19 protein-coding genes are annotated in these 17,134 nt (G+C 71.2%); 14 read left to right on the plus strand and 5 right to left on the minus strand.

Features of this window, described 5'->3' with window-relative positions; translation table 11 throughout:
• Window positions 1-4 precede the first annotated feature (4 nt).
• From hrcA to KFLA_RS11960, 4 genes are read left to right on the plus strand one after another with little or no spacing between them, the layout of a single operon-like run.
• Window positions 5-1,024 (plus strand): heat-inducible transcriptional repressor HrcA, encoded by a 1,020-nt coding sequence (gene hrcA / locus KFLA_RS11945; protein ID WP_012920044.1) that lies wholly within the window; start codon window positions 5-7, stop codon window positions 1,022-1,024.
• A gap of 28 nt (window positions 1,025-1,052) precedes the next feature.
• Window positions 1,053-2,189: a molecular chaperone DnaJ gene (gene dnaJ, locus KFLA_RS11950; protein ID WP_012920045.1), complete on the plus strand. Its 1,137-nt coding sequence runs from the start codon at window positions 1,053-1,055 to the stop codon at window positions 2,187-2,189.
• 14 nt (window positions 2,190-2,203) lie between these two features.
• Window positions 2,204-2,941 carry a 16S rRNA (uracil(1498)-N(3))-methyltransferase gene (locus KFLA_RS11955; RefSeq protein WP_012920046.1) on the plus strand — a complete coding sequence of 246 codons (738 nt, stop codon included), beginning with the start codon at window positions 2,204-2,206 and terminating at the stop codon, window positions 2,939-2,941.
• Window positions 2,942-2,976: 35 nt separating this feature from the next.
• On the plus strand, window positions 2,977-3,624 hold the full coding sequence (locus tag KFLA_RS11960; protein ID WP_012920047.1) for a class I SAM-dependent methyltransferase family protein: 648 nt from the start codon (window positions 2,977-2,979) through the stop codon (window positions 3,622-3,624).
• On the opposite strand, the gene KFLA_RS37910 is transcribed toward KFLA_RS11960, so the two are convergent.
• Window positions 3,617-4,609 (minus strand): Gmad2 immunoglobulin-like domain-containing protein, encoded by a 993-nt coding sequence (locus KFLA_RS37910; RefSeq protein WP_012920048.1) that lies wholly within the window; start codon window positions 4,607-4,609, stop codon window positions 3,617-3,619. The two genes, KFLA_RS11960 and KFLA_RS37910, sit on opposite strands and share 8 nt — an antisense overlap.
• 108 nt (window positions 4,610-4,717) lie before the next feature.
• Window positions 4,718-5,227 (minus strand): SigE family RNA polymerase sigma factor, encoded by a 510-nt coding sequence (locus KFLA_RS11970; protein WP_148256613.1) that lies wholly within the window; start codon window positions 5,225-5,227, stop codon window positions 4,718-4,720.
• Between the two features lie 122 nt (window positions 5,228-5,349).
• On the opposite strand from KFLA_RS11970, the gene KFLA_RS37915 reads away from it, so the two are divergent.
• The 7 genes from KFLA_RS37915 to KFLA_RS12005 all read left to right on the plus strand — a co-directional run bounded on the left by KFLA_RS37915 (window position 5,350) and on the right by KFLA_RS12005 (window position 11,318).
• Complete coding sequence (locus tag KFLA_RS37915) at window positions 5,350-6,387, plus strand: hypothetical protein (protein ID WP_012920050.1); 1,038 nt, start codon at window positions 5,350-5,352, stop codon at window positions 6,385-6,387.
• Window positions 6,388-6,584: 197 nt separating this feature from the next.
• Window positions 6,585-7,523: a PhoH family protein gene (locus KFLA_RS11980; protein ID WP_041289284.1), complete on the plus strand. Its 939-nt coding sequence runs from the start codon at window positions 6,585-6,587 to the stop codon at window positions 7,521-7,523.
• On the plus strand, window positions 7,520-7,996 hold the full coding sequence (gene ybeY, locus KFLA_RS11985; RefSeq protein ID WP_012920052.1) for an rRNA maturation RNase YbeY: 477 nt from the start codon (window positions 7,520-7,522) through the stop codon (window positions 7,994-7,996). The genes KFLA_RS11980 and ybeY overlap by 4 nt, the downstream gene beginning before the upstream one ends.
• Before the next feature lie 7 nt (window positions 7,997-8,003).
• On the plus strand, window positions 8,004-9,317 hold the full coding sequence (locus KFLA_RS11990) for a hemolysin family protein (RefSeq protein ID WP_012920053.1): 1,314 nt from the start codon (window positions 8,004-8,006) through the stop codon (window positions 9,315-9,317).
• Window positions 9,318-9,344: 27 nt separating this feature from the next.
• Complete coding sequence (locus KFLA_RS11995; protein ID WP_012920054.1) at window positions 9,345-9,686, plus strand: cytidine deaminase; 342 nt, start codon at window positions 9,345-9,347, stop codon at window positions 9,684-9,686.
• Window positions 9,670-10,608 (plus strand): GTPase Era, encoded by a 939-nt coding sequence (gene era, locus KFLA_RS12000; protein WP_012920055.1) that lies wholly within the window; start codon window positions 9,670-9,672, stop codon window positions 10,606-10,608. Before KFLA_RS11995 ends, era begins: the two co-directional genes overlap by 17 nt.
• Entirely contained in the window at window positions 10,608-11,318 is a 711-nt protein-coding gene (locus KFLA_RS12005; RefSeq protein WP_012920056.1) for a GNAT family N-acetyltransferase, read from the plus strand. Before era ends, KFLA_RS12005 begins: the two co-directional genes overlap by 1 nt.
• 7 nt (window positions 11,319-11,325) lie before the next feature.
• On the opposite strand, the gene KFLA_RS12010 is transcribed toward KFLA_RS12005, so the two are convergent.
• Window positions 11,326-12,069 carry an SDR family NAD(P)-dependent oxidoreductase gene (locus KFLA_RS12010; protein WP_012920057.1) on the minus strand — a complete coding sequence of 248 codons (744 nt, stop codon included), beginning with the start codon at window positions 12,067-12,069 and terminating at the stop codon, window positions 11,326-11,328.
• Between the two features lie 81 nt (window positions 12,070-12,150).
• On the opposite strand from KFLA_RS12010, the gene KFLA_RS12015 reads away from it, so the two are divergent.
• Window positions 12,151-12,771: a TetR/AcrR family transcriptional regulator gene (locus KFLA_RS12015; RefSeq protein ID WP_012920058.1), complete on the plus strand. Its 621-nt coding sequence runs from the start codon at window positions 12,151-12,153 to the stop codon at window positions 12,769-12,771.
• Between the two features lie 33 nt (window positions 12,772-12,804).
• Here KFLA_RS12015 and KFLA_RS12020 read toward each other — a convergent pair whose 3' ends face one another.
• Window positions 12,805-13,794 (minus strand): GNAT family N-acetyltransferase, encoded by a 990-nt coding sequence (locus KFLA_RS12020; RefSeq protein WP_237706782.1) that lies wholly within the window; start codon window positions 13,792-13,794, stop codon window positions 12,805-12,807.
• A 131-nt stretch (window positions 13,795-13,925) separates the two neighbouring features.
• On the opposite strand from KFLA_RS12020, the gene KFLA_RS12025 reads away from it, so the two are divergent.
• Together KFLA_RS12025 and katG are read left to right on the plus strand one after the other, a co-directional pair.
• Window positions 13,926-14,381: a Fur family transcriptional regulator gene (locus tag KFLA_RS12025; protein ID WP_012920060.1), complete on the plus strand. Its 456-nt coding sequence runs from the start codon at window positions 13,926-13,928 to the stop codon at window positions 14,379-14,381.
• Window positions 14,378-16,594, plus strand: coding sequence for a catalase/peroxidase HPI (gene katG, locus KFLA_RS12030; protein ID WP_012920061.1), 2,217 nt, complete (start codon window positions 14,378-14,380; stop codon window positions 16,592-16,594). The genes KFLA_RS12025 and katG overlap by 4 nt, the downstream gene beginning before the upstream one ends.
• 54 nt (window positions 16,595-16,648) lie before the next feature.
• On the opposite strand, the gene KFLA_RS12035 is transcribed toward katG, so the two are convergent.
• Window positions 16,649-17,074 (minus strand): PPOX class F420-dependent oxidoreductase, encoded by a 426-nt coding sequence (locus tag KFLA_RS12035; RefSeq protein ID WP_012920062.1) that lies wholly within the window; start codon window positions 17,072-17,074, stop codon window positions 16,649-16,651.
• Window positions 17,075-17,134 lie beyond the last annotated feature (60 nt).

Raw genomic sequence — 17,134 nt, forward strand, 5'->3', positions numbered from 1 at the left:
GCGCGTGCTGGACGAACGCAAACTGGACGTCCTCCGGGCCATCGTCGAGGACTACGTGGCGACGCACGAGCCGGTCGGCTCGAAGACGCTGGTCGACCGGCACAACCTCGGTGTCTCCCCGGCCACGGTGCGTAACGACATGGCCGCGCTGGAGGAGGAGGGGTACATCACCCAGCCGCACACCAGCGCCGGCCGGATCCCGACCGACGCCGGGTACCGGCTGTTCGTCGACAAGCTGAGCACGGTCAAGACCTTGTCGCCGGCCGAGAAGAAGGCGATCTCGTCCTTTCTCGGCGGCGCGGTCGACCTGGACGACGTGGTCCGCCGGACGGTGCGGCTGCTGGCCCAGATCACCCGGCAGGTCGCGATCGTGCAGTACCCGACACTGACCCGCTCCAGCGTGCGGCACGTCGAGGTGGTCACGATGACGCCGCGGCGGCTGCTGCTGGTGCTGATCACGAGCACCGGCCGGGTAGAGCAGCGGATCGTCGAGGCGCCGGACGACGTCGACGAGCAGCTGATCGCCGACCTGCGCTCTCGGCTGAACACCGCGCTCACCGGTCAGCGGCTGTCCGAGGCGGCCGGCGCGCTGGCCGGGCTGCCCGACACCTTCCAGCCGGCCGACCGGGCGCTGGTCACGGCGATCGTGACGACCCTGCTGGAGGCCTTCACCGACGAGGGCGAGCAGCGGATCGCGGTCGGCGGCGCGGCCAACCTCACCCGGTACGGCGACGACTTCGAGCGCAACGTGAAGCCGGTGCTGGAAGCGCTCGAGGAGCACGTGATCCTGCTCAAGCTGCTGGGCGAGGCGACCCATCCGCAGACCCTGACGGTCCGGATCGGGCACGAGAACCCGTACGAGGAACTGGCCACCACCTCGGTGGTCGCGACCGGGTACGGCTCCAAGTCGGAGGCGCTGGCCACGCTCGGCATCGTCGGCCCGACCCACATGGACTATCCGAGCACGATGGGCGCGGTCCGCGCCGTCGCGCGGTACGTCAGCCAGATCCTGGCCGACTCCTGATGACTTTCCCCTACCTCTGGTCTGGAGCATGAGCACCGATTACTACGCCGTCCTGGGCGTCAGCCGTGACGCCTCCCAGGACGAGATCAAGAAGGCCTACCGCAAGCTGGCCCGCCAGTACCACCCGGACGTGAACGACTCCGAGGACGCGCACGCGAAGTTCCAGGAGATCGGCCGCGCGTTCCAGGTGCTCAGCGATCCGCAGAAGAAGCAGGTGCACGATCTCGGCGGCGACCCGTTCGCGAGTGCCGGCGCCGGCGGCCCCGGCTTCGGCCAGGCGTTCACCTTCACCGACATCATGGACGCCTTCTTCGGCCAGACCGGCGGGGCGACCCGTGGGCCGCGGCCGCGGACCCGGCGGGGCCAGGACGCGCTGATCCCGCTGCGGATCGACCTGAGCGAGGCGGCCTTCGGGACCACCCGCGAGCTCAAGGTCGACACCGCGGTGCTCTGCCCGACCTGCTCCGGCTCCGGCGCGGCGGCCGGGTCCGAGCCGGTCACCTGCGAGATCTGCCACGGTCGCGGCGAGGTGACGCACACGCAGCGCTCGTTCCTCGGCGAGGTCCGCACGATGCGGCCGTGCCCGAACTGCCGCGGCTTCGGCACCACCATCCCGAACCCGTGCGTCGAGTGCTCCGGCGACGGCCGGGTCCGGTCCCGACGGACCGTCACGGTCAAGATCCCCGGCGGCGTGGACAGCGGCACCCGGGTGCAGCTGTCCGGCCAGGGCGAGGTCGGCCCCGGCGGCGGACCGGCCGGCGACCTGTACGTCGAGATCGAGGTCGAGCCGCACGAGATCTTCACCCGCAGCGGCGACGACCTGCACTGCACGGTGACGCTGCCGATGACCGCGGCCGCGCTCGGTACGACGATCAACCTGCCGACGCTGGAGGGTGAGACCACACCGCTGGAGGTGCGGCCTGGCACCCAGTCCGGCACGACGATGACGCTGACCGCGCGGGGTGTGCCGCGGCTGCGGCACGCCGGCCGGGGTGACCTGATCGTGCAGGTGATCGTCGAGACGCCGACCCGGCTCGACGACGAGCAGGCGGCGCTGCTGCGTCAGCTGGCCGAGGTCCGCGGTGAGGAGCGGCCGCAGGGCCAGGTCCAGGCCGCGCACAAGGGCGTCTTCGGGCGGCTTCGCGACGCCTTCGGCGCGCACTGAAACCGTCACCCGGTATGGGACTTCCCGTCTTCCACCTGGCCGACCTCGGCGCCGGTTCCGCGACCGGTGCCGGGGACGAGCTGACCCTGGACGGACCCGAGGGCCGGCACGCGGCGGTCGTCCGCCGGATCGGGATGGGGGAGCGCCTGCGGCTGACCGACGGGCGCGGGTCGTTCGCCGAAGGTGCCGTGGTCGCGGCCTCGAAGTCCGGGGTCACGGTGGCCGTCGACCGGCGGGCCGAGGTGCCGCCGCCGGCGCCGCGGCTGGTCGTCGTCCAGGCGTTGCCGAAGGGTGAGCGGGCCGAGCTCGCGGTCGAGATGCTGACCGAGATCGGCGCGGACCTGATCGTGCCGTGGAACGCGGACCGCAGCCAGTTCCGCGCGAACCCCGAGCGGGTCGAGAAGACGCTCACGAAGTGGCGCGCCTGGGCCTTCGAGGCGAGCAAGCAGTCCCGCCGCAGCTGGTTCTGCGAGGTCGCACCGGTCGCGTCGACGGTGGAGGTCGCGGCGCTGGTCGCCGGCGCCGGACTGGCCGCTGTGCTGCACGAGGAGGCGAAGGCCCCGCTGGCCGGCCTCGACGTACCGGCGACAGGCGATCTCGTGGTCGTCGTCGGCCCGGAGGGCGGCATCACCCCGGCCGAGCTGGACAGCCTCGGCGCCGAGCCCGTCCTGCTCGGCGACACGGTCCTGCGCACCTCGACCGCCGGCGTTGCCGCGGCCGCGGTCCTGCTCGCGCGCACCCGCTGGACCTGACCCCTGCATCACGTCATCGACCAAAGGACCGCGGTATGAGCTCGATGAACTGGGTGGAGTGGCACGAGGCCTACGGTGACGAGACGTCGCCGCTGAGCCGGCGCCTGCGAGCGGTGCAGCGGGCGATCCGCGAGCACCTCGACGCGCGGCCCGACGGCCCGATCCGGGTGGTCAGCGCGTGTGCCGGCCAGGGCCGGGACCTGCTGGAGGTGCTCGCCACGCATCCCGCTCGCGACCGAGTCGCCGCCCGCCTGGTCGAGCTCGACCCCCGCAATGTCGCGATCGCCCGGGCAGCTGCGATCAGCAACGGCCTGACCGGCGTCGAAGTCGTCGAAGCCGACGCCGGCCGCACCGACGCGTACGCCGGTGCGGTACCGGCCGATCTGGTCCTGTTCTGCGGCGTGTTCGGCAACATCAGCGACACCGACGTCGAGGCGACGATCCGTGCGCTGCCGCAGTTCTGTGCTGCTGGCGCGCGGGTGGTCTGGACCCGGGTCCGCAGAGCGCCTGACCTGACGCCGGCGATCCGCCGATGGTTCGCCGGGAGCGGGTTCGAGGAGGTGTGGTTCGACGCGCCGGACGACGTCGAGTGGACCGTTGGCGTCCAGCGGCTGACCGGAGGACCGGAGCCGCTCGAACCGGGCCGGCAGCTGTTCAGCTTCGCGTGGTCGCCGGCTACTTGACGATGACCGTCTTGGTCTCGGTGGAGGTCTGGCGGCCGTCCGCGGCGGACAGCTCGAACACCTCGACCGTGTAGCGACCGGCCGGCAGCTTGCTCACCGTGAACGAGTACGGCGTGAACTTGAACGCCTCGGTGGTCATCGTGTTGCCCTCGGCGACGACCTTGCGGGTGGTGTCGGAGATGACCCGCCAGTTCAGCTGCGCCTCGTTGGCCGCGGCGATGCCGGAGACCTTGAACGGCATGCCGACCACCGCGTCGTTCTCCGGGGCGGTGACCCAGACGAAGGCCTGCACGTCGGCCGCCGGCGCCCGGCCGAGCGGCTGCTCGACGGCGAGCCCGAACAGCTGCGCCACCGGGCGGCCCGCGAAGGTCACCTCGACCGGCGTGGTCGTGCCGGTGGCCGCCTGCACCGTGTAGACGAGCTGCTGCACCGCCATCCGGGCCAGGTCCGGCTTGAGGGTCTCCCGCGGCAGTTGCTTGAAGTCCACGGTGATCAGGCGCTCCGACTGCTGCACCGAGCCCACCACGGCACCCAGCCAGGGCGAGGAGTAGTCCGGGTCGGCGACCTTGCCCGCCGTCATCAGCTGCACCGCCTCGTACGCCGGCCGGCCCTTGATCTGGGTGAAGGTGCGGTAGAGCCGGACGCCCGCCCCGGCGTCGACGCCGGCGGTCTTGCCCAGCCAGTACACCGGTACGGCCCGGCTGCTCGGCGGCTCCAGCTTGCCGGACGTCGACGGCTGCGCGGACGGCGGTTCGGTCGGCACGGACGACGGCGAGGGGACGGGCGACGCGCTGGGGGCCGGCGTCGGGGCCGACTGCGGGGCGGTCACCGTGGTCGCGGGCGGACCGGCCACTTCGCTCTCGCCGGGTCGCTCGCTGCTGCCGTCGAGCAAGGTGAAGGCGCCGACGGCCGCGGCGGTGCCGACCACGGCGGCGCCGGCGGGTGACCAGCCACGGCCGGCGACGGACCGGCGTGCGCTGGGCACGGACCCTGGCCTGGATCTCGGGCAGGCCGTCGGCGGGCTCGATCCGGTCGGCCTCCTCGTGCAGGGACCGCCGCATCAGCTCGTCGAACGGGTCGTTCGGTCGCTCGTTCATACGTTCCGCTCCAGGACCTGGCGCAGCGACTTGCTCGCCCGCGCGGCGTGGCTCTTCACCGATCCCCGGCTGATTCCCATCGTGTCGGCGATCTCCGCCTCCGACAGGTCACCGTAGTACCGGAGCACCATCACGGTGCGTTGTCTCTCCGGCAGGGTGCGCATCGCCTCGATCACCCGGTCGGTCTCGACGGTCCGCAGGACGGCCTGCTCGGCGCTCGGCTCGTCCGGCAGCGAACGCGGCAGGTGCTTGTCGACCACCACCAGGTGCCGCTGCCGGGAGCGGCAGCGGTTCACCACGGCCGTCCGCAGGTACGCCAGCGCCTTGTGCGGGTCGCGCAGCCGGTGCCAGCGGGCGTGCATCGCCACGAAGGCGTCCTGCACGATCTCCTCCGCCGCGCCGGTGTCCCGCAACAGCAGGGCGCCGAGGCGGACCAACGACGTGTAGTGCGCCGTGTAGACAGCCGTCAGCGCCTCGTCGGCATCCCACGAGGTCTCCTGAGCCACGCACGAGTCATACACCACGGCTGGTTGTGCCACGTGACGTTGACGCGGAGGTCGTGTCCCAGGTTGACGTCGCCGACCCCGCGCCGGGACAGAATGTGGTGCCCGAGGCGACAGGAGGCCCAGTGAAGCAGCACGGCGACCACGAGTGGTGCGGGCACCGCGAGATCACCTACGCCGCGGTCGGCCGGATGTTCTCCGAGCTGGCCGGGCCGGACGGTACGGTCCGCGGTGCCACCCAGGAGCAGTACGCCGCGGCGCTGGACAAGGCGCAGGCCTACATGGACCGGCCGGTCGGCGCCGGGCTGATCGACAACTTCGCGAACTCCGGCCGCCGGTTCCCGTACGCCGGGCCCGGGCCGACCGCGCACTCGGCGTACGCGAACCCGAACGCGCAGGCCGAGCACTTCATGGCCAACCCGTACCCGAACGGCCTGGAACCGGGCGGCAAGCAGCACGGGGCGCGCGAGCTCGCGGTCGACACCGGGTACGTCGTCGACCGGCTGCGGCAGGCGCGTCAGTCGCTCGGCGGCGACATGATCCAGCATCTCGGCGCGGCGGCCCACGCGCTGCAGGACAGCTACAGCGGCGCCCACGCGTGGCGCGACCTGTCGGTGTACCGCGGCGACCCGACGGCCGGAGTCAGCAAGCTGCACGTGTTCACCCCGTTGCACGCCGTCGGCATCGACGACGGCAAGAACACCCACGCCGACGAGTTCGACAAGCCGCCGGCGGCGTCCGGGTCGACCGAGGCCGCGATCGAGGCGACCTACCGGATGCTGTCGGCGCACGAGCGCGGGCTGCGGGACCCGGACCGGGCCGAGGAGCTGCTGCGGGAGACGATGGAGCCGCTGCTGCAGCCGTCGGCGCGCGGGGTCGAGGTCAGCCTGACGCCGGACGCCGCGTGGCAGGCCGAGCGCGACTACCGGATGGGTGTGGAGCAGGGCACGATCCCGTTGCCGGAGCCCGGCGTGCAGCACTACGGCGCCGAGAGCGGCCGGGTCTCCGAGTCGGAGAAGGCCGCGCTGGCCAAGGTGCTCGCTCCGCACGCGGGCGGGCGGGCGGCCGCGGCGCGTGCGGACACCGGCGCGCGAGCGGACACCGCCGCGCGGGACACCGGCGTACGGGGTAAAAGTCCTGGTCAGGGGCTTGCGCGGGGCTGAGCGCGGCTTTATCGGGTGAGGCTGTCCGGTGAGGCGGCTAGCATGGGCAGGGTCACATCACCAGGCACCAGGAGGAAAGGCTGTCCAGGCCACGCAGTATCGAGCCGTCGCACCCGGATGCGACGAGCGCTGACCGCAGCGCAGGCGGAGTCCCGCCCAAGGCGTCCCACAAGATCGTCGTGCCGAACAGCATCGACATGGTGGCGCTGCTCGGAGCCCGGGACGAGTTCCTCCGGATCGTCGAGCGGGAGTTCGCGGCCGACATCATGGTCCGCGGCAACGAGATCACCTTCACCGGTGAGCCCGCCGACCTGGCCCTGGCCGAGCGTCTGGTGGACGAGCTGATCGCGGTCGTGCGGACCGGTCACGGGCTGACCGCCGACTCGGTCGAGCGCAGCATCGCGATGATCAAGGCCGAGACCGTCGAGAGCCCGCGCGACGTGCTGACCCAGAACATCCTGTCCAGCCGCGGCCGCACCATCCGGCCCAAGACGCTGAACCAGAAGCGCTACGTCGACGCCATCGACAAGAACACGATCGTCTTCGGCATCGGCCCGGCCGGTACCGGCAAGACCTACCTGGCGGTCGCCAAGGCGGTGCAGGCGCTGCAGGCCAAGGAGGTCAACCGGATCATCCTGACCCGGCCGGCCGTCGAGGCCGGCGAGCGGCTGGGCTTCCTGCCCGGCACGCTGTCGGAGAAGATCGACCCGTACCTGCGCCCGCTGTACGACGCGCTGCACGACATGCTCGACCCGGAGTCGATCCCGCGGCTGATGACGGCCGGCACGATCGAGATCGCGCCGCTGGCCTACATGCGCGGCCGGACCCTGAACGACGCCTACATCATCCTGGACGAGGCGCAGAACACCTCGCCGGAGCAGATGAAGATGTTCCTCACCCGGCTCGGCTTCGGTTCCAAGATGGTGGTCACCGGCGACGTCACCCAGGTCGACCTGCCGACCGGCACCAACTCGGGCCTGCGGGTCGTGCAGGACATCCTGGAAGGCGTCCAGGACCTGACGTTCTGCCGGCTCACCTCGCACGACGTGGTCCGGCACAAGCTGGTCGGCCGGATCGTGTCGGCCTACGAGGACTACGAAGGCAGCGACGGATCCAGGGCTGAGCCGAACCGATGAACGTCGAGGTCAACAACGAGTCCGGCGTGGAGATCGACGCCCACGGACTGATGCGGCTGAGCCGCTTCGTGATGTCGAGCCTGCGCCTGCACCCGGAGTGCGAGCTGTCGATCAAGCTGGTCGACGAGGACACGATGGCGCGGTACCACGTCGAGTTCCTGGACCTGCCCGGTCCGACCGACGTGATGTCGTGGCCGATGGACGAACTGCGGCCGGGCAGCGACAACGACGACGCCGAACCGCCGCTCGGGCACCTCGGTGACATCGCGCTGTGCCCGACCGTCGCTGCCGCGCAAGGCGCCAAGGCCGGTCACGGCACCTGGGCCGAGCTCGAGCTGCTGACCGTGCACGGCATCCTGCACCTGCTCGGCTACGACCACGCGGAACCGGCCGAGAAGGCGGAGATGTGGGACGTCCAGGGCCGCCTGCTGGAAGCGTGGCGCGCGCCCGGAAACCGGCTCGGCGAGGAGTGACACAGCTGTGAGCTACCACGACGGCGTTCTGCTGGTTGTGGCTGCGGTGCTCGTACTGCTCGCCGGGGTGTTCGCCGGCGCCGAGGCGGCGATCTCGGCGTACTCGAAGGTGCGGGCCGACGAGCAGGTCGAGCAGGGCAACACCCGCGCGGTCCGGCTGCGGGACCTGCTGGCCGACGCCCCGCGGTACCTGAACACGCTGCTGCTGGTCCGGCTGATCTGCGAGATCACCGCGATCGTGCTGGTCACCCAGGCGCTGTCGAACGTCTTCGGCGTCACCTGGGAGCACATCCTGGTCACCGCGGTGGTGATGGTGGTGGTCTCCTACGTGATCATCGGCGTCGCCCCGCGCACGCTCGGCCGGCAGCACTCGGACCGGTTCGCGATGATCTCGGCCGGCCCGATCATGGCGCTCACCACGGTGCTCGGCCCGATCCCGAAGCTGCTGATCCTGCTCGGCAACGCGCTCACCCCGGGCAAGGGCTTCGCGGCCGGCCCGTTCGCCACCGAGTCCGAGCTGCGCGCGCTGGTCGACCTGGCCGAGAAGTCCGCGGTGATCGAGGCGGACGAGCGCCAGATGATCCACTCGGTCTTCGAGCTCGGCGACACGATCGTGCGCGAGGTGATGGTGCCGCGCACCGACATGGTCTACATCGAGCGGCACAAGAAGCTGCGTCAGCTCACCTCGCTGGCGCTGCGCTCGGGCTACTCGCGGATCCCGGTGATCGGCGACTCGCTGGACGACATCCTCGGTGTCGTCTACCTCAAGGACGTGATGCGGCGGGTCTACGACAACGCCCAGGCGGAGTCGACCGAGCGGGTCGAGTCGGTGATGCGGCCGTGCATGTACGTGCCGGACTCCAAGCCGGTCGACCACCTGCTGCGCGAGATGCAGGCGGCCCGGATGCACGTCGCGATCGTCGTCGACGAGTACGGCGGCACGGCCGGCCTGGTCACCATCGAGGATATTCTCGAGGAGATCGTCGGCGAGATCACCGACGAGTACGACGAGGCGCCGGAGTCGGTGCAGGCGTTGTCCGACGGCGCCTTCCGGGTCTCCAGCCGGTACCCGATCGACGAGCTCGGCCAGCTGTTCGGCGTTCCGCTGGACGACGACGACGTGGACACCGTCGGCGGGCTGATGGCCAAGCTGCTCGGCAAGGTGCCGATTCCCGGCGCCGAGGTGGAGATCGAGGGCCTCGGGCTGTCGCTGACCGCGGAGCGCCCGTCCGGCCGCCGCAACCAGGTCGGTACGGTCCTGGTCCGGCGCACCGACGAGCTCGCCGAGTTACCGCAGGACAGCAGTCACCTGACGGCCTGATCGCCCCCAAGACACCTGGAGTTTTCGTTGCCCGCTGACCTCTGCGCCGAGGACGCCAAACTGGTCACCCTGGCCCGCGCCGCCCGGGCCCGTACCCGGGCCGCGGAGGGTGCCGCCGTACGGGACACCGACGGCCGGACGTACGCTGCGTGTACCGTCCAGCTCGACACGGTGCTGCTGTCCGCGCTGCAGCTCGCGGTCGCGATGGCGGTCTCGTCCGGCGTGAAGGGGATCGAGGCGGCCGCCGTCGTCACCGACGCCGGCGCCGAGTCCGTCGACGTCGAGGTGGTCCGGTACTTCGGTGGCGCCGCGCTGCCCGTAGTCGTTGCTGATGGCAACGGAGAGGTTCGTGATGTCGTCCACACCTGAGTCCACCCCGGAGTTCCGCTCCGGTTTTGCCTGCTTCGTCGGCCGGCCGAACGCGGGCAAGTCGACGCTGACCAACGCGCTGGTCGGCCAGAAGATCGTCATCACCTCGTCGAAGCCGCAGACCACCCGGCACGCGGTCCGCGGCATCGTGCACCGCCCCGACGCCCAGCTGATCCTGGTCGACACGCCGGGGCTGCACAAGCCGCGCACGCTGCTCGGGGAGCGGCTCAACGACGTGGTGAAGACCACCTGGGCCGAGGTCGACGTGATCGCGATCTGCCTGCCGTCGAACGAGCGCATCGGCCCGGGTGACCGGTTCCTGGTCACCGAGGCCGCCAAGGTGGCCAAGACGCCGAAGATCGCGCTGGCGACCAAGTCGGACCTGGTCGGGCCGGACCGGATGGCCGAGCACCTGAGCGAGATCGCCGAGCTCGGGGCGTCGGTCGGCATCGAGTGGACCGCGGTCATCCCGGTGTCGGCCACCGACGGGTTCCAGACCGAGCTGGTCGCGGACGAGCTGGTCAAGCAGCTGCCCGCGGGCCGGCCGCTCTACCCCGACGGCGACGTCACCGACGAGCCCGAGGAGATCCTGGTCGGCGAGCTGATCCGCGAGGCGGCGCTGGAAGGGGTGCGCGACGAGCTGCCGCACTCCATCGCCGTCACCATCGACGAGATGGGCCTGCGCGAGGACCGCCCGGCCGACAAGCCGCTGGTGGACATCTACGCCAACATCTACCTGGAGCGGGACAGCCAGAAGGGCATCATCATCGGCCACAAGGGCGCCCGGCTGCGCGAGGTCGGCGCCAACGCCCGCCGCCAGATCGAGGCCCTGCTCGGGACGCCGGTCTACCTCGACCTGCACGTGAAGATCGCCAAGAACTGGCAGACCGACGCCAAGCACCTGAGGAAACTCGGCTTCTGATGGCCACGCCGGGCTCGCCCGCGGCCGAGGGTGCCGCGCCGGCCGCGCTGCGGAACCCGGTGTACGCCGCCCTCTCCGGGCCGCATGCCGCCATCGCGCAGGTCCGGGGGAGAGCTCGGGTCTACCCGTCGGACGTGGCCCCGTTCCTGGGCCTGCCGGACGCCGTGACCGAGCAGGACTGGCACGACGCCGCGAAGCTGGTCGGCGCCGGACGGCTGGTCGCGACGATGCGGCCGGACCTGCCGGTGCCGGACGTGTTCGAGCCTGACCGGCAGTTCGACCTCGTCCAGTTCCTCGCGCCGGCGGACTTCGGCGCCGACGAGCCGGAGGCCGTGGTGCTCGGCCCCGACGACGTACCGGAGATGCTCGGCCTGGTCGCGCTCACCGACCCCGGACCGTTCCGCGCCCGGACCATCGAGCTCGGCAGCTATCTCGGCATCCGGCAGGGCGGCGAGCTGATCGCGATGGCCGGCGAGCGGTTCCGGCTGCCGGGCTTCGTCGAGATCAGCGCCGTCTGCACCCACCCCGGCCACCGCGGTCGCGGCCTCGCGACCCGGCTGATCCGCGCCGTCGTGGCGGGCATCGAGCGCCGGGGCGACCAGGCGTTCCTGCACACCGGCGGGAGCAACCTGACCGCCATCCGGCTGTACGAGTCGCTGGGCTTCTCGGTCAGTCACCAGTCGAAGGTCACGCTGCTCCAGCCGGCCTAGGTACCGGTCAGAACTGCTTCTCGCCGCCGTCGACGTAGAGGTTCGCACCGAGCACGAAGCTGCTCTGGTCCGAGGCCAGGAAGGCCACCGCGTCGGCGACCTCGTCCGCCGTTCCGATTCGGCCGAGCGGCACCTGCGCCGCGAAGCGGGCCTTGACCGCGTCCGCGTTCTCCGCCCCGACGATGCCGACGATCGCGGGGGTGTCGATCGTGCCCGGCGAGATCGCGTTCACCCGGATGCCGCGGCCCTTGAGCTCGTTGGCCCAGGTCCGGGTGAAGGAGCGAAGAGCGGCCTTGGAGGCCGCGTAGGTGCCGAACGACTCGACGCCGTCGTCGGCCCGCACGGACAAGTTGATGATCACCGACGCGCCCTCGTTCAGCAGCGGCAGCGCCTTCTGCACGGTGAACAGCGTGCCCCGGACGTTGACGCGGAAGGTCTCGTCGAAGTGTTGCTCGGTGACCTGCTCCAGCGTCGCGAACGATGCCGTCGCGGCGTTGGCGAACAGCACGTCCAGTCCCTGGCCCCGCGCGCGGACCGCGTCGTACAGACGGTCCAGGTCGGCCGGGTCGGAGATGTCGCCCGGCACCGCGGTGGCCGAGCCGATCGTGCCGACGGCTGCCTTCAGTTCGCTCTCCCGCCGGCCGGTGACAAAAACGTGTGCTCCTTCGGCCGCGAGCCGCCCGGCCGCGGCCAAGCCGATGCCGCTGCTGCCGCCGGTGACGACCGCGGTCCTGCCCTCGAGATGTCCCACTGCGCTGCCTCCTCAGAGTTCGGTACCAATCGGTACCGAACTCGACCATAGCACTTCCGGATCGATCGGTACCGAACAGGTATGGCTGGCCGCGTGGACACTCCCCGGAACGCCGCCGTCGGCCGGCCGCGCGGTTTCGACGCCGACGAGGCGCTGGAACGCGCTCTGCTGGTGTTCTGGGAGCAGGGCTTCGAGGGCGCCAGCCTCACCGACCTGACCAACGCCATGGGCATCAGCCGGACCAGCATGTACGCCGCCTTCGGCAACAAGGAGCAACTGTTCGCCAAGGCGCTGGAGCGCTACACCGAAGGCCCCGCGGCCTACGGCTTCCGGGCCTTGAACGAGCCGACCGCCGAGGCGGTGGTGACGGCGTTCCTCCGGGGCACGGTCAACGCCACCACCCGGCCCGACTGCCCCTCCGGATGCCTGGGAGTGCAGGGTGCCCTGGCTGCCGGCGAGCCGGGCAAGCCCGCCCGCGACGCGCTGATCGGGTGGCGGAACGAGGCCGTGGTGCGCTTGCAGGAGCGCTTCCAGCGGGCGGTGGACGAGGGGGACCTGCCGCCCGACGCCGATCCGGCGGTGCTCGCCCGGTACGTCATGACGGTGTCGTTCGGTCTCGCGGTGCAGGCGGCCAGTGGCATGAGCCGCGACGAGCTTCGGGACGTCGCCGACACCGCACTGCGCAACTGGCCACCCAGCTGACCGACGGGGCGAGCAGACCTGCGAACGACCGGGTCAGAGCGTCTTCTGGTAGGCCATCGCGCGGGCGACCACCCGGTAACCGAGTTGCTCGTTGATGCCGATCATGTGGTCGTTCGACTCCGCGTTCCAGGTGTCCAGCTGGCTGAGCGCCGGCTCCGCCTCCCGCATCCACAGCAGCATGCCGGTCTTCACCAGCGCGCCGAGCCGGTGCCCGCGATGGTTCCGGGAGACCGCGGTGTCGGCCTGCTCGCCGATGTGCGGGCGCTCCCGCTCGACCGTGATCGTCGAGTGCCCGGCGAGCTCTCCGGTGCCGCGGTGCCGGGCGATCACCCGGTACAGGCTCCGGTCGTGCATGAGCTGGGCGTGTTCGTAGGCCCGCAACCGCTCCGGGGTGAACTCGTCGTCCTCGATGTCGAGGTCGTCCTTCGGGGCGTCGTTGATCGAGGCGGTCACCGCGACCATGCCGTCGAGCAGCTCGTTCGGCAGTGTCCCCGACACCCGCACCAGCTCGTACTCCGACGCCGCGCGGGCCGCCTCGTCGTACAGGCGCTGCACGCTGGTCCAGTCCAGGGCGGCGACGTCCTGGCGCCGGTTGACCTCGATCGTCTTGCGCTCGTACCCTTGCCGCCGGGCGAACGCGTCGGCCTTCGGCAGGTCCCACTCGCTCAGGCCGAACGAGCTGCGACCGGCCTCGGCGGCCAGGCGTTCGCCGTACCCGAGCAGTTCGCCGCCGAGACCGCGGCCGCGGTGATCGGGGTGCACGTGCACCTCGAACCAGGCCAGGTTGGTGTTGTCGTACGTCGGGGTCTGGACGGTCACCGCGCCGATCAGCGTGCCGGCCGCGTCGCGGGCCAGGTAGGCGTTGCCCGGATCGCCGTCCCAGCCGTACTTCAGGTGGGCCGCGACGCCGCGGGCGGTCGGCAGCAACGCGTCCGGGCAGTCGAGCTTGTGCGTGGCCTGGTGCAGTGCCACGAAATCCGCGCACCCGACCTCGTCGTCGGGGGAGAGCCTGGTGATGTCCACCCACCCAGAGTGACCCTCGGCGCCGCCCACCGCGACCGGTTTACCGCGGTGGGAAAGCACCGCCGACGCCTGCTCGATGTCTTGGCAAGCATTCTTGACTCGTTCCAGAATGCGCGAGAAACTTTCCGGCGATGGGCACCACCGATTTCCCCCGCCTGCTGCGCGCGGCCGCGTTGCGCGTCACCCGGCCGCGGCTGGCCGTGCTGACGGCCGTGCACGGGAACCCGCACGCCGACACCGACGCGATCATCCGGGCCACCCGCGAGCAGTTGCCGGACGTCTCGCACCAGGCGGTGTACGACGTGCTGCGCGCGCTGACCGAGGCCGGGCTGCTGCGCCGGATCCAGCCCGCGGGGTCGGTCGCGCGCTACGAGGCCCGGGTGGGGGACAACCACCACCACGTGGTCTGCCGGTCGTGCGGCGCCATCGAAGACGTGGACTGCGCCGTCGGTCCAGCCCCGTGCCTGCACCCCTCCGACCATCACGGCTTCGCCGTCGACGAGGCCGAGGTCGTGTACTGGGGGCTGTGCCCGGAGTGTTCCGCAGCCAGCACCGAACCAGCCACCACATCGAGAGGTAGAGCATGACCGAGACGCCTGACGTGGCCTCCCACGGCAGCGAGAGCGAGAACCCCGCCATCGACTCCCCGACGCCCGCGGTGCCGAACCCGCGGACGAACCGGGACTGGTGGCCGAACCAGCTGGACCTCTCGGTCCTGCGCCGGCACGCCCCGCAGGCCAGCCCGCTGGAGCAGGACTTCGACTACGCCGAGGAGTTCAAGAAGCTCGACGTCGACGCGCTGAAGCGCGACATCGTCGAGGTGATGCGGACCTCGCAGGACTGGTGGCCGTCGGACTTCGGGCACTACGGCCCGCTGTTCATCCGGATGAGCTGGCACAGCGCCGGTACCTACCGGATCGAGGACGGCCGCGGCGGCGCCGGCGACGGCGCGCAGCGGTTCGCCCCGCTGAACAGCTGGCCGGACAACGCGAACCTGGACAAGGCACGCCGGCTGCTCTGGCCGGTCAAGCAGAAGTACGGCCGGAAGATCTCCTGGGCCGACCTGCTGGTGCTGGCCGGCAACGTGGCGCTGGAGGACATGGGGTTCCGGACCTTCGGCTTCGGCTTCGGCCGCGAGGACGTCTGGGAGCCCGAGGAGATCTTCTGGGGCCCGGAGGACACCTGGCTGGGCGACCAGCGCTACAGCGAGGACCGGCAGCTCGCCAACCCGCTCGGCGCGGTCCAGATGGGCCTGATCTACGTCAACCCCGAAGGCCCGAACGGCAAGCCGGACCCGCTGGCCGCGGCCCGCGACATCCGCGACACCTTCGGCCGGATGGCGATGAACGACGAGGAGACCATCGCGCTGATCGCCGGTGGCCACTCGTTCGGCAAGACCCACGGCGCCGGACCGGCCGACCACGTCGGCCCCGAGCCGGAGGCCGCTCCGATCGAGGCGCAGGGCCTGGGCTGGAAGAGCACCTACGGTTCCGGCAAGGGCCCGGACACCATCACCAGCGGTCTCGAGGTGACCTGGACCAGTACGCCGACCCGCTGGGGCCACGGCTTTTTCCAGAACCTGTTCGGCTACGAGTGGGAGCTCACCAAGAGCCCGGCCGGCGCGTACCAGTGGGTTGCGAAGGACGCCGAGGAGACCGTGCCGGACGCGCACGACCCGGCCAGGAAGCACCGCCCGACGATGCTCACCACCGACCTCGCGCTGCGCTTCGACCCGGCGTACGAGAAGATCTCGCGGCGGTTCCTGGAGCACCCTGAGGAGTTCCAGCTCGCGTTCGCCAAGGCCTGGTACAAGCTGCTGCACCGTGACATGGGGCCGGTCTCGCGCTACCTGGGCCCGTGGGTGCCGGAGCCGCAGCTGTGGCAGGACCCGGTCCCGGCCGTCGACCACGAGCTGATCGACGACGCCGACGCCGCGGCGCTGAAGCAGAAGCTGCTCGACTCCGGTCTGTCCGTCGGCCAGCTGGTCCGGACGGCGTGGGCGTCGGCGGCGTCCTTCCGCAGCACCGACAAGCGCGGTGGCGCGAACGGGGCCCGGATCCGGCTCGAGCCGCAGCGCAACTGGGAGGTCAACGAGCCGGCCGAGCTGGCGACTGTGCTGGCCAAGCTCGAGCAGGTCCAGCAGGAGTTCAACAGCGCGCAGACCGGTGCCAAGCGGGTCTCGCTGGCCGACCTGATCGTGCTCGGCGGCAACGCGGCGGTCGAGCAGGCGGCGCGCAACGCCGGCCAGGACGTCACCGTGCCGTTCCACCCGGGCCGCACGGACGCCTCGCAGGAGGAGACCGACACCGACACGTTCGCGGTGCTCGAGCCGCGGGCCGACGGGTTCCGCAACTACCTGCGGGCGGGGGAGAAGCTCTCGCCGGAGACGCTGCTGCTCGACCGGGCGTACATGCTGAGCCTGACCGCGCCCGAGCTGACCGTGCTGATCGGCGGTCTGCGGGCGCTCGGCGCGAACGTCCAGGGCGCCAAGCACGGCGTGTTCACCGACCGGCCGGAGACGCTGAGCACCGACTTCTTCGTGAACCTGCTGGCCGCGGGCACGGAGTGGAAGGCCTCGGCCTCGGACGAGAACGTGTTCGAGATCCGGGAGCTGGGCAGCGACGAGGTCAAGTGGACGGCGACCGCCGTCGACCTGGTCTTCGGCGCGAACTCGCAGCTGCGCGCGCTGGCCGAGGTGTACGCCGCCGCCGACGCGGAGCAGAAGTTCGTCAAGGACTTCGTCGCCGCGTGGGTGAAGGTGATGGAGCTCGACCGGTTCGACCTGCACCGCGAGGTCTGAACGAACGACGGCCGGGCCGGTTCCCTCGCGGGCGCCGGTCCGGCCGTTGCGTGGTCAGGACGGCGACGGCATCCCGTACGCGTGCTCGACGGCCATCGTGAACATCAGCCGGCCCTCCTCGATCATCGCGCGGCGGTAGTCGTCCCAGTCGGGGTGCTCGCCGGACGCGGTGCGGTAGTAGTCGACCAGCGCCTCGACCGTCGCGTCGTGCGGGTCGGCCGCGACCGGGCTCAGTTCCGCCTTGCCCTCCACGACGACGTACGAGCGGCTGCCCGGCCCGTCGGCGTACAGGCTGGCGCGCGGGTCGCGGCGCAGGTTCTTGGTTTTCGCCCGGTCGTCGGTCAGCGACACCCGGACCTGGTTGCTGCCGGCGTCGTACACGTACGTCACGTTGGACAGCTGCGGCCGGCCGTCGCGCTTGAGGGTGACCAGCACCCCGAGGCCGTGGGTGCCGAGCCGGGCGGCGAGAGATTCAGTCATGACGTCACCCTAGGAGCTCAAGCCGGCTTGAAGGGAAGCGTCCGGCCGCCCGGGTGGTGA

Origin of the sequence: Kribbella flavida DSM 17836, from assembly GCF_000024345.1 — a bacterium.
In the GTDB taxonomy this organism is placed as follows: domain Bacteria; phylum Actinomycetota; class Actinomycetes; order Propionibacteriales; family Kribbellaceae; genus Kribbella; species Kribbella flavida.

Bases quoted from the DNA above. Each gene is read 5' to 3' on its own strand.
- dnaJ (WP_012920045.1), top strand. From the start codon at position 1,053: ATGAGCACCGATTACTACGCCGTCCTGGGCGTCAGCCGTGACGCCTCC.
- KFLA_RS11955 (WP_012920046.1), top strand. From the start codon at position 2,204: ATGGGACTTCCCGTCTTCCACCTGGCCGACCTCGGCGCCGGTTCCGCG.
- KFLA_RS11960 (WP_012920047.1), top strand. From the start codon at position 2,977: ATGAGCTCGATGAACTGGGTGGAGTGGCACGAGGCCTACGGTGACGAG.
- KFLA_RS11980 (WP_041289284.1), top strand. From the start codon at position 6,585: ATGGTGGCGCTGCTCGGAGCCCGGGACGAGTTCCTCCGGATCGTCGAG.
- ybeY (WP_012920052.1), top strand. From the start codon at position 7,520: ATGAACGTCGAGGTCAACAACGAGTCCGGCGTGGAGATCGACGCCCAC.
- era (WP_012920055.1), top strand. From the start codon at position 9,670: ATGTCGTCCACACCTGAGTCCACCCCGGAGTTCCGCTCCGGTTTTGCC.
- KFLA_RS12005 (WP_012920056.1), top strand. From the start codon at position 10,608: ATGGCCACGCCGGGCTCGCCCGCGGCCGAGGGTGCCGCGCCGGCCGCG.
- KFLA_RS12015 (WP_012920058.1), top strand. From the start codon at position 12,151: ATGGCTGGCCGCGTGGACACTCCCCGGAACGCCGCCGTCGGCCGGCCG.
- KFLA_RS12025 (WP_012920060.1), top strand. From the start codon at position 13,926: ATGGGCACCACCGATTTCCCCCGCCTGCTGCGCGCGGCCGCGTTGCGC.
- katG (WP_012920061.1), top strand. From the start codon at position 14,378: ATGACCGAGACGCCTGACGTGGCCTCCCACGGCAGCGAGAGCGAGAAC.
- KFLA_RS12035 (WP_012920062.1), bottom strand. From the start codon at position 17,074: ATGACTGAATCTCTCGCCGCCCGGCTCGGCACCCACGGCCTCGGGGTG.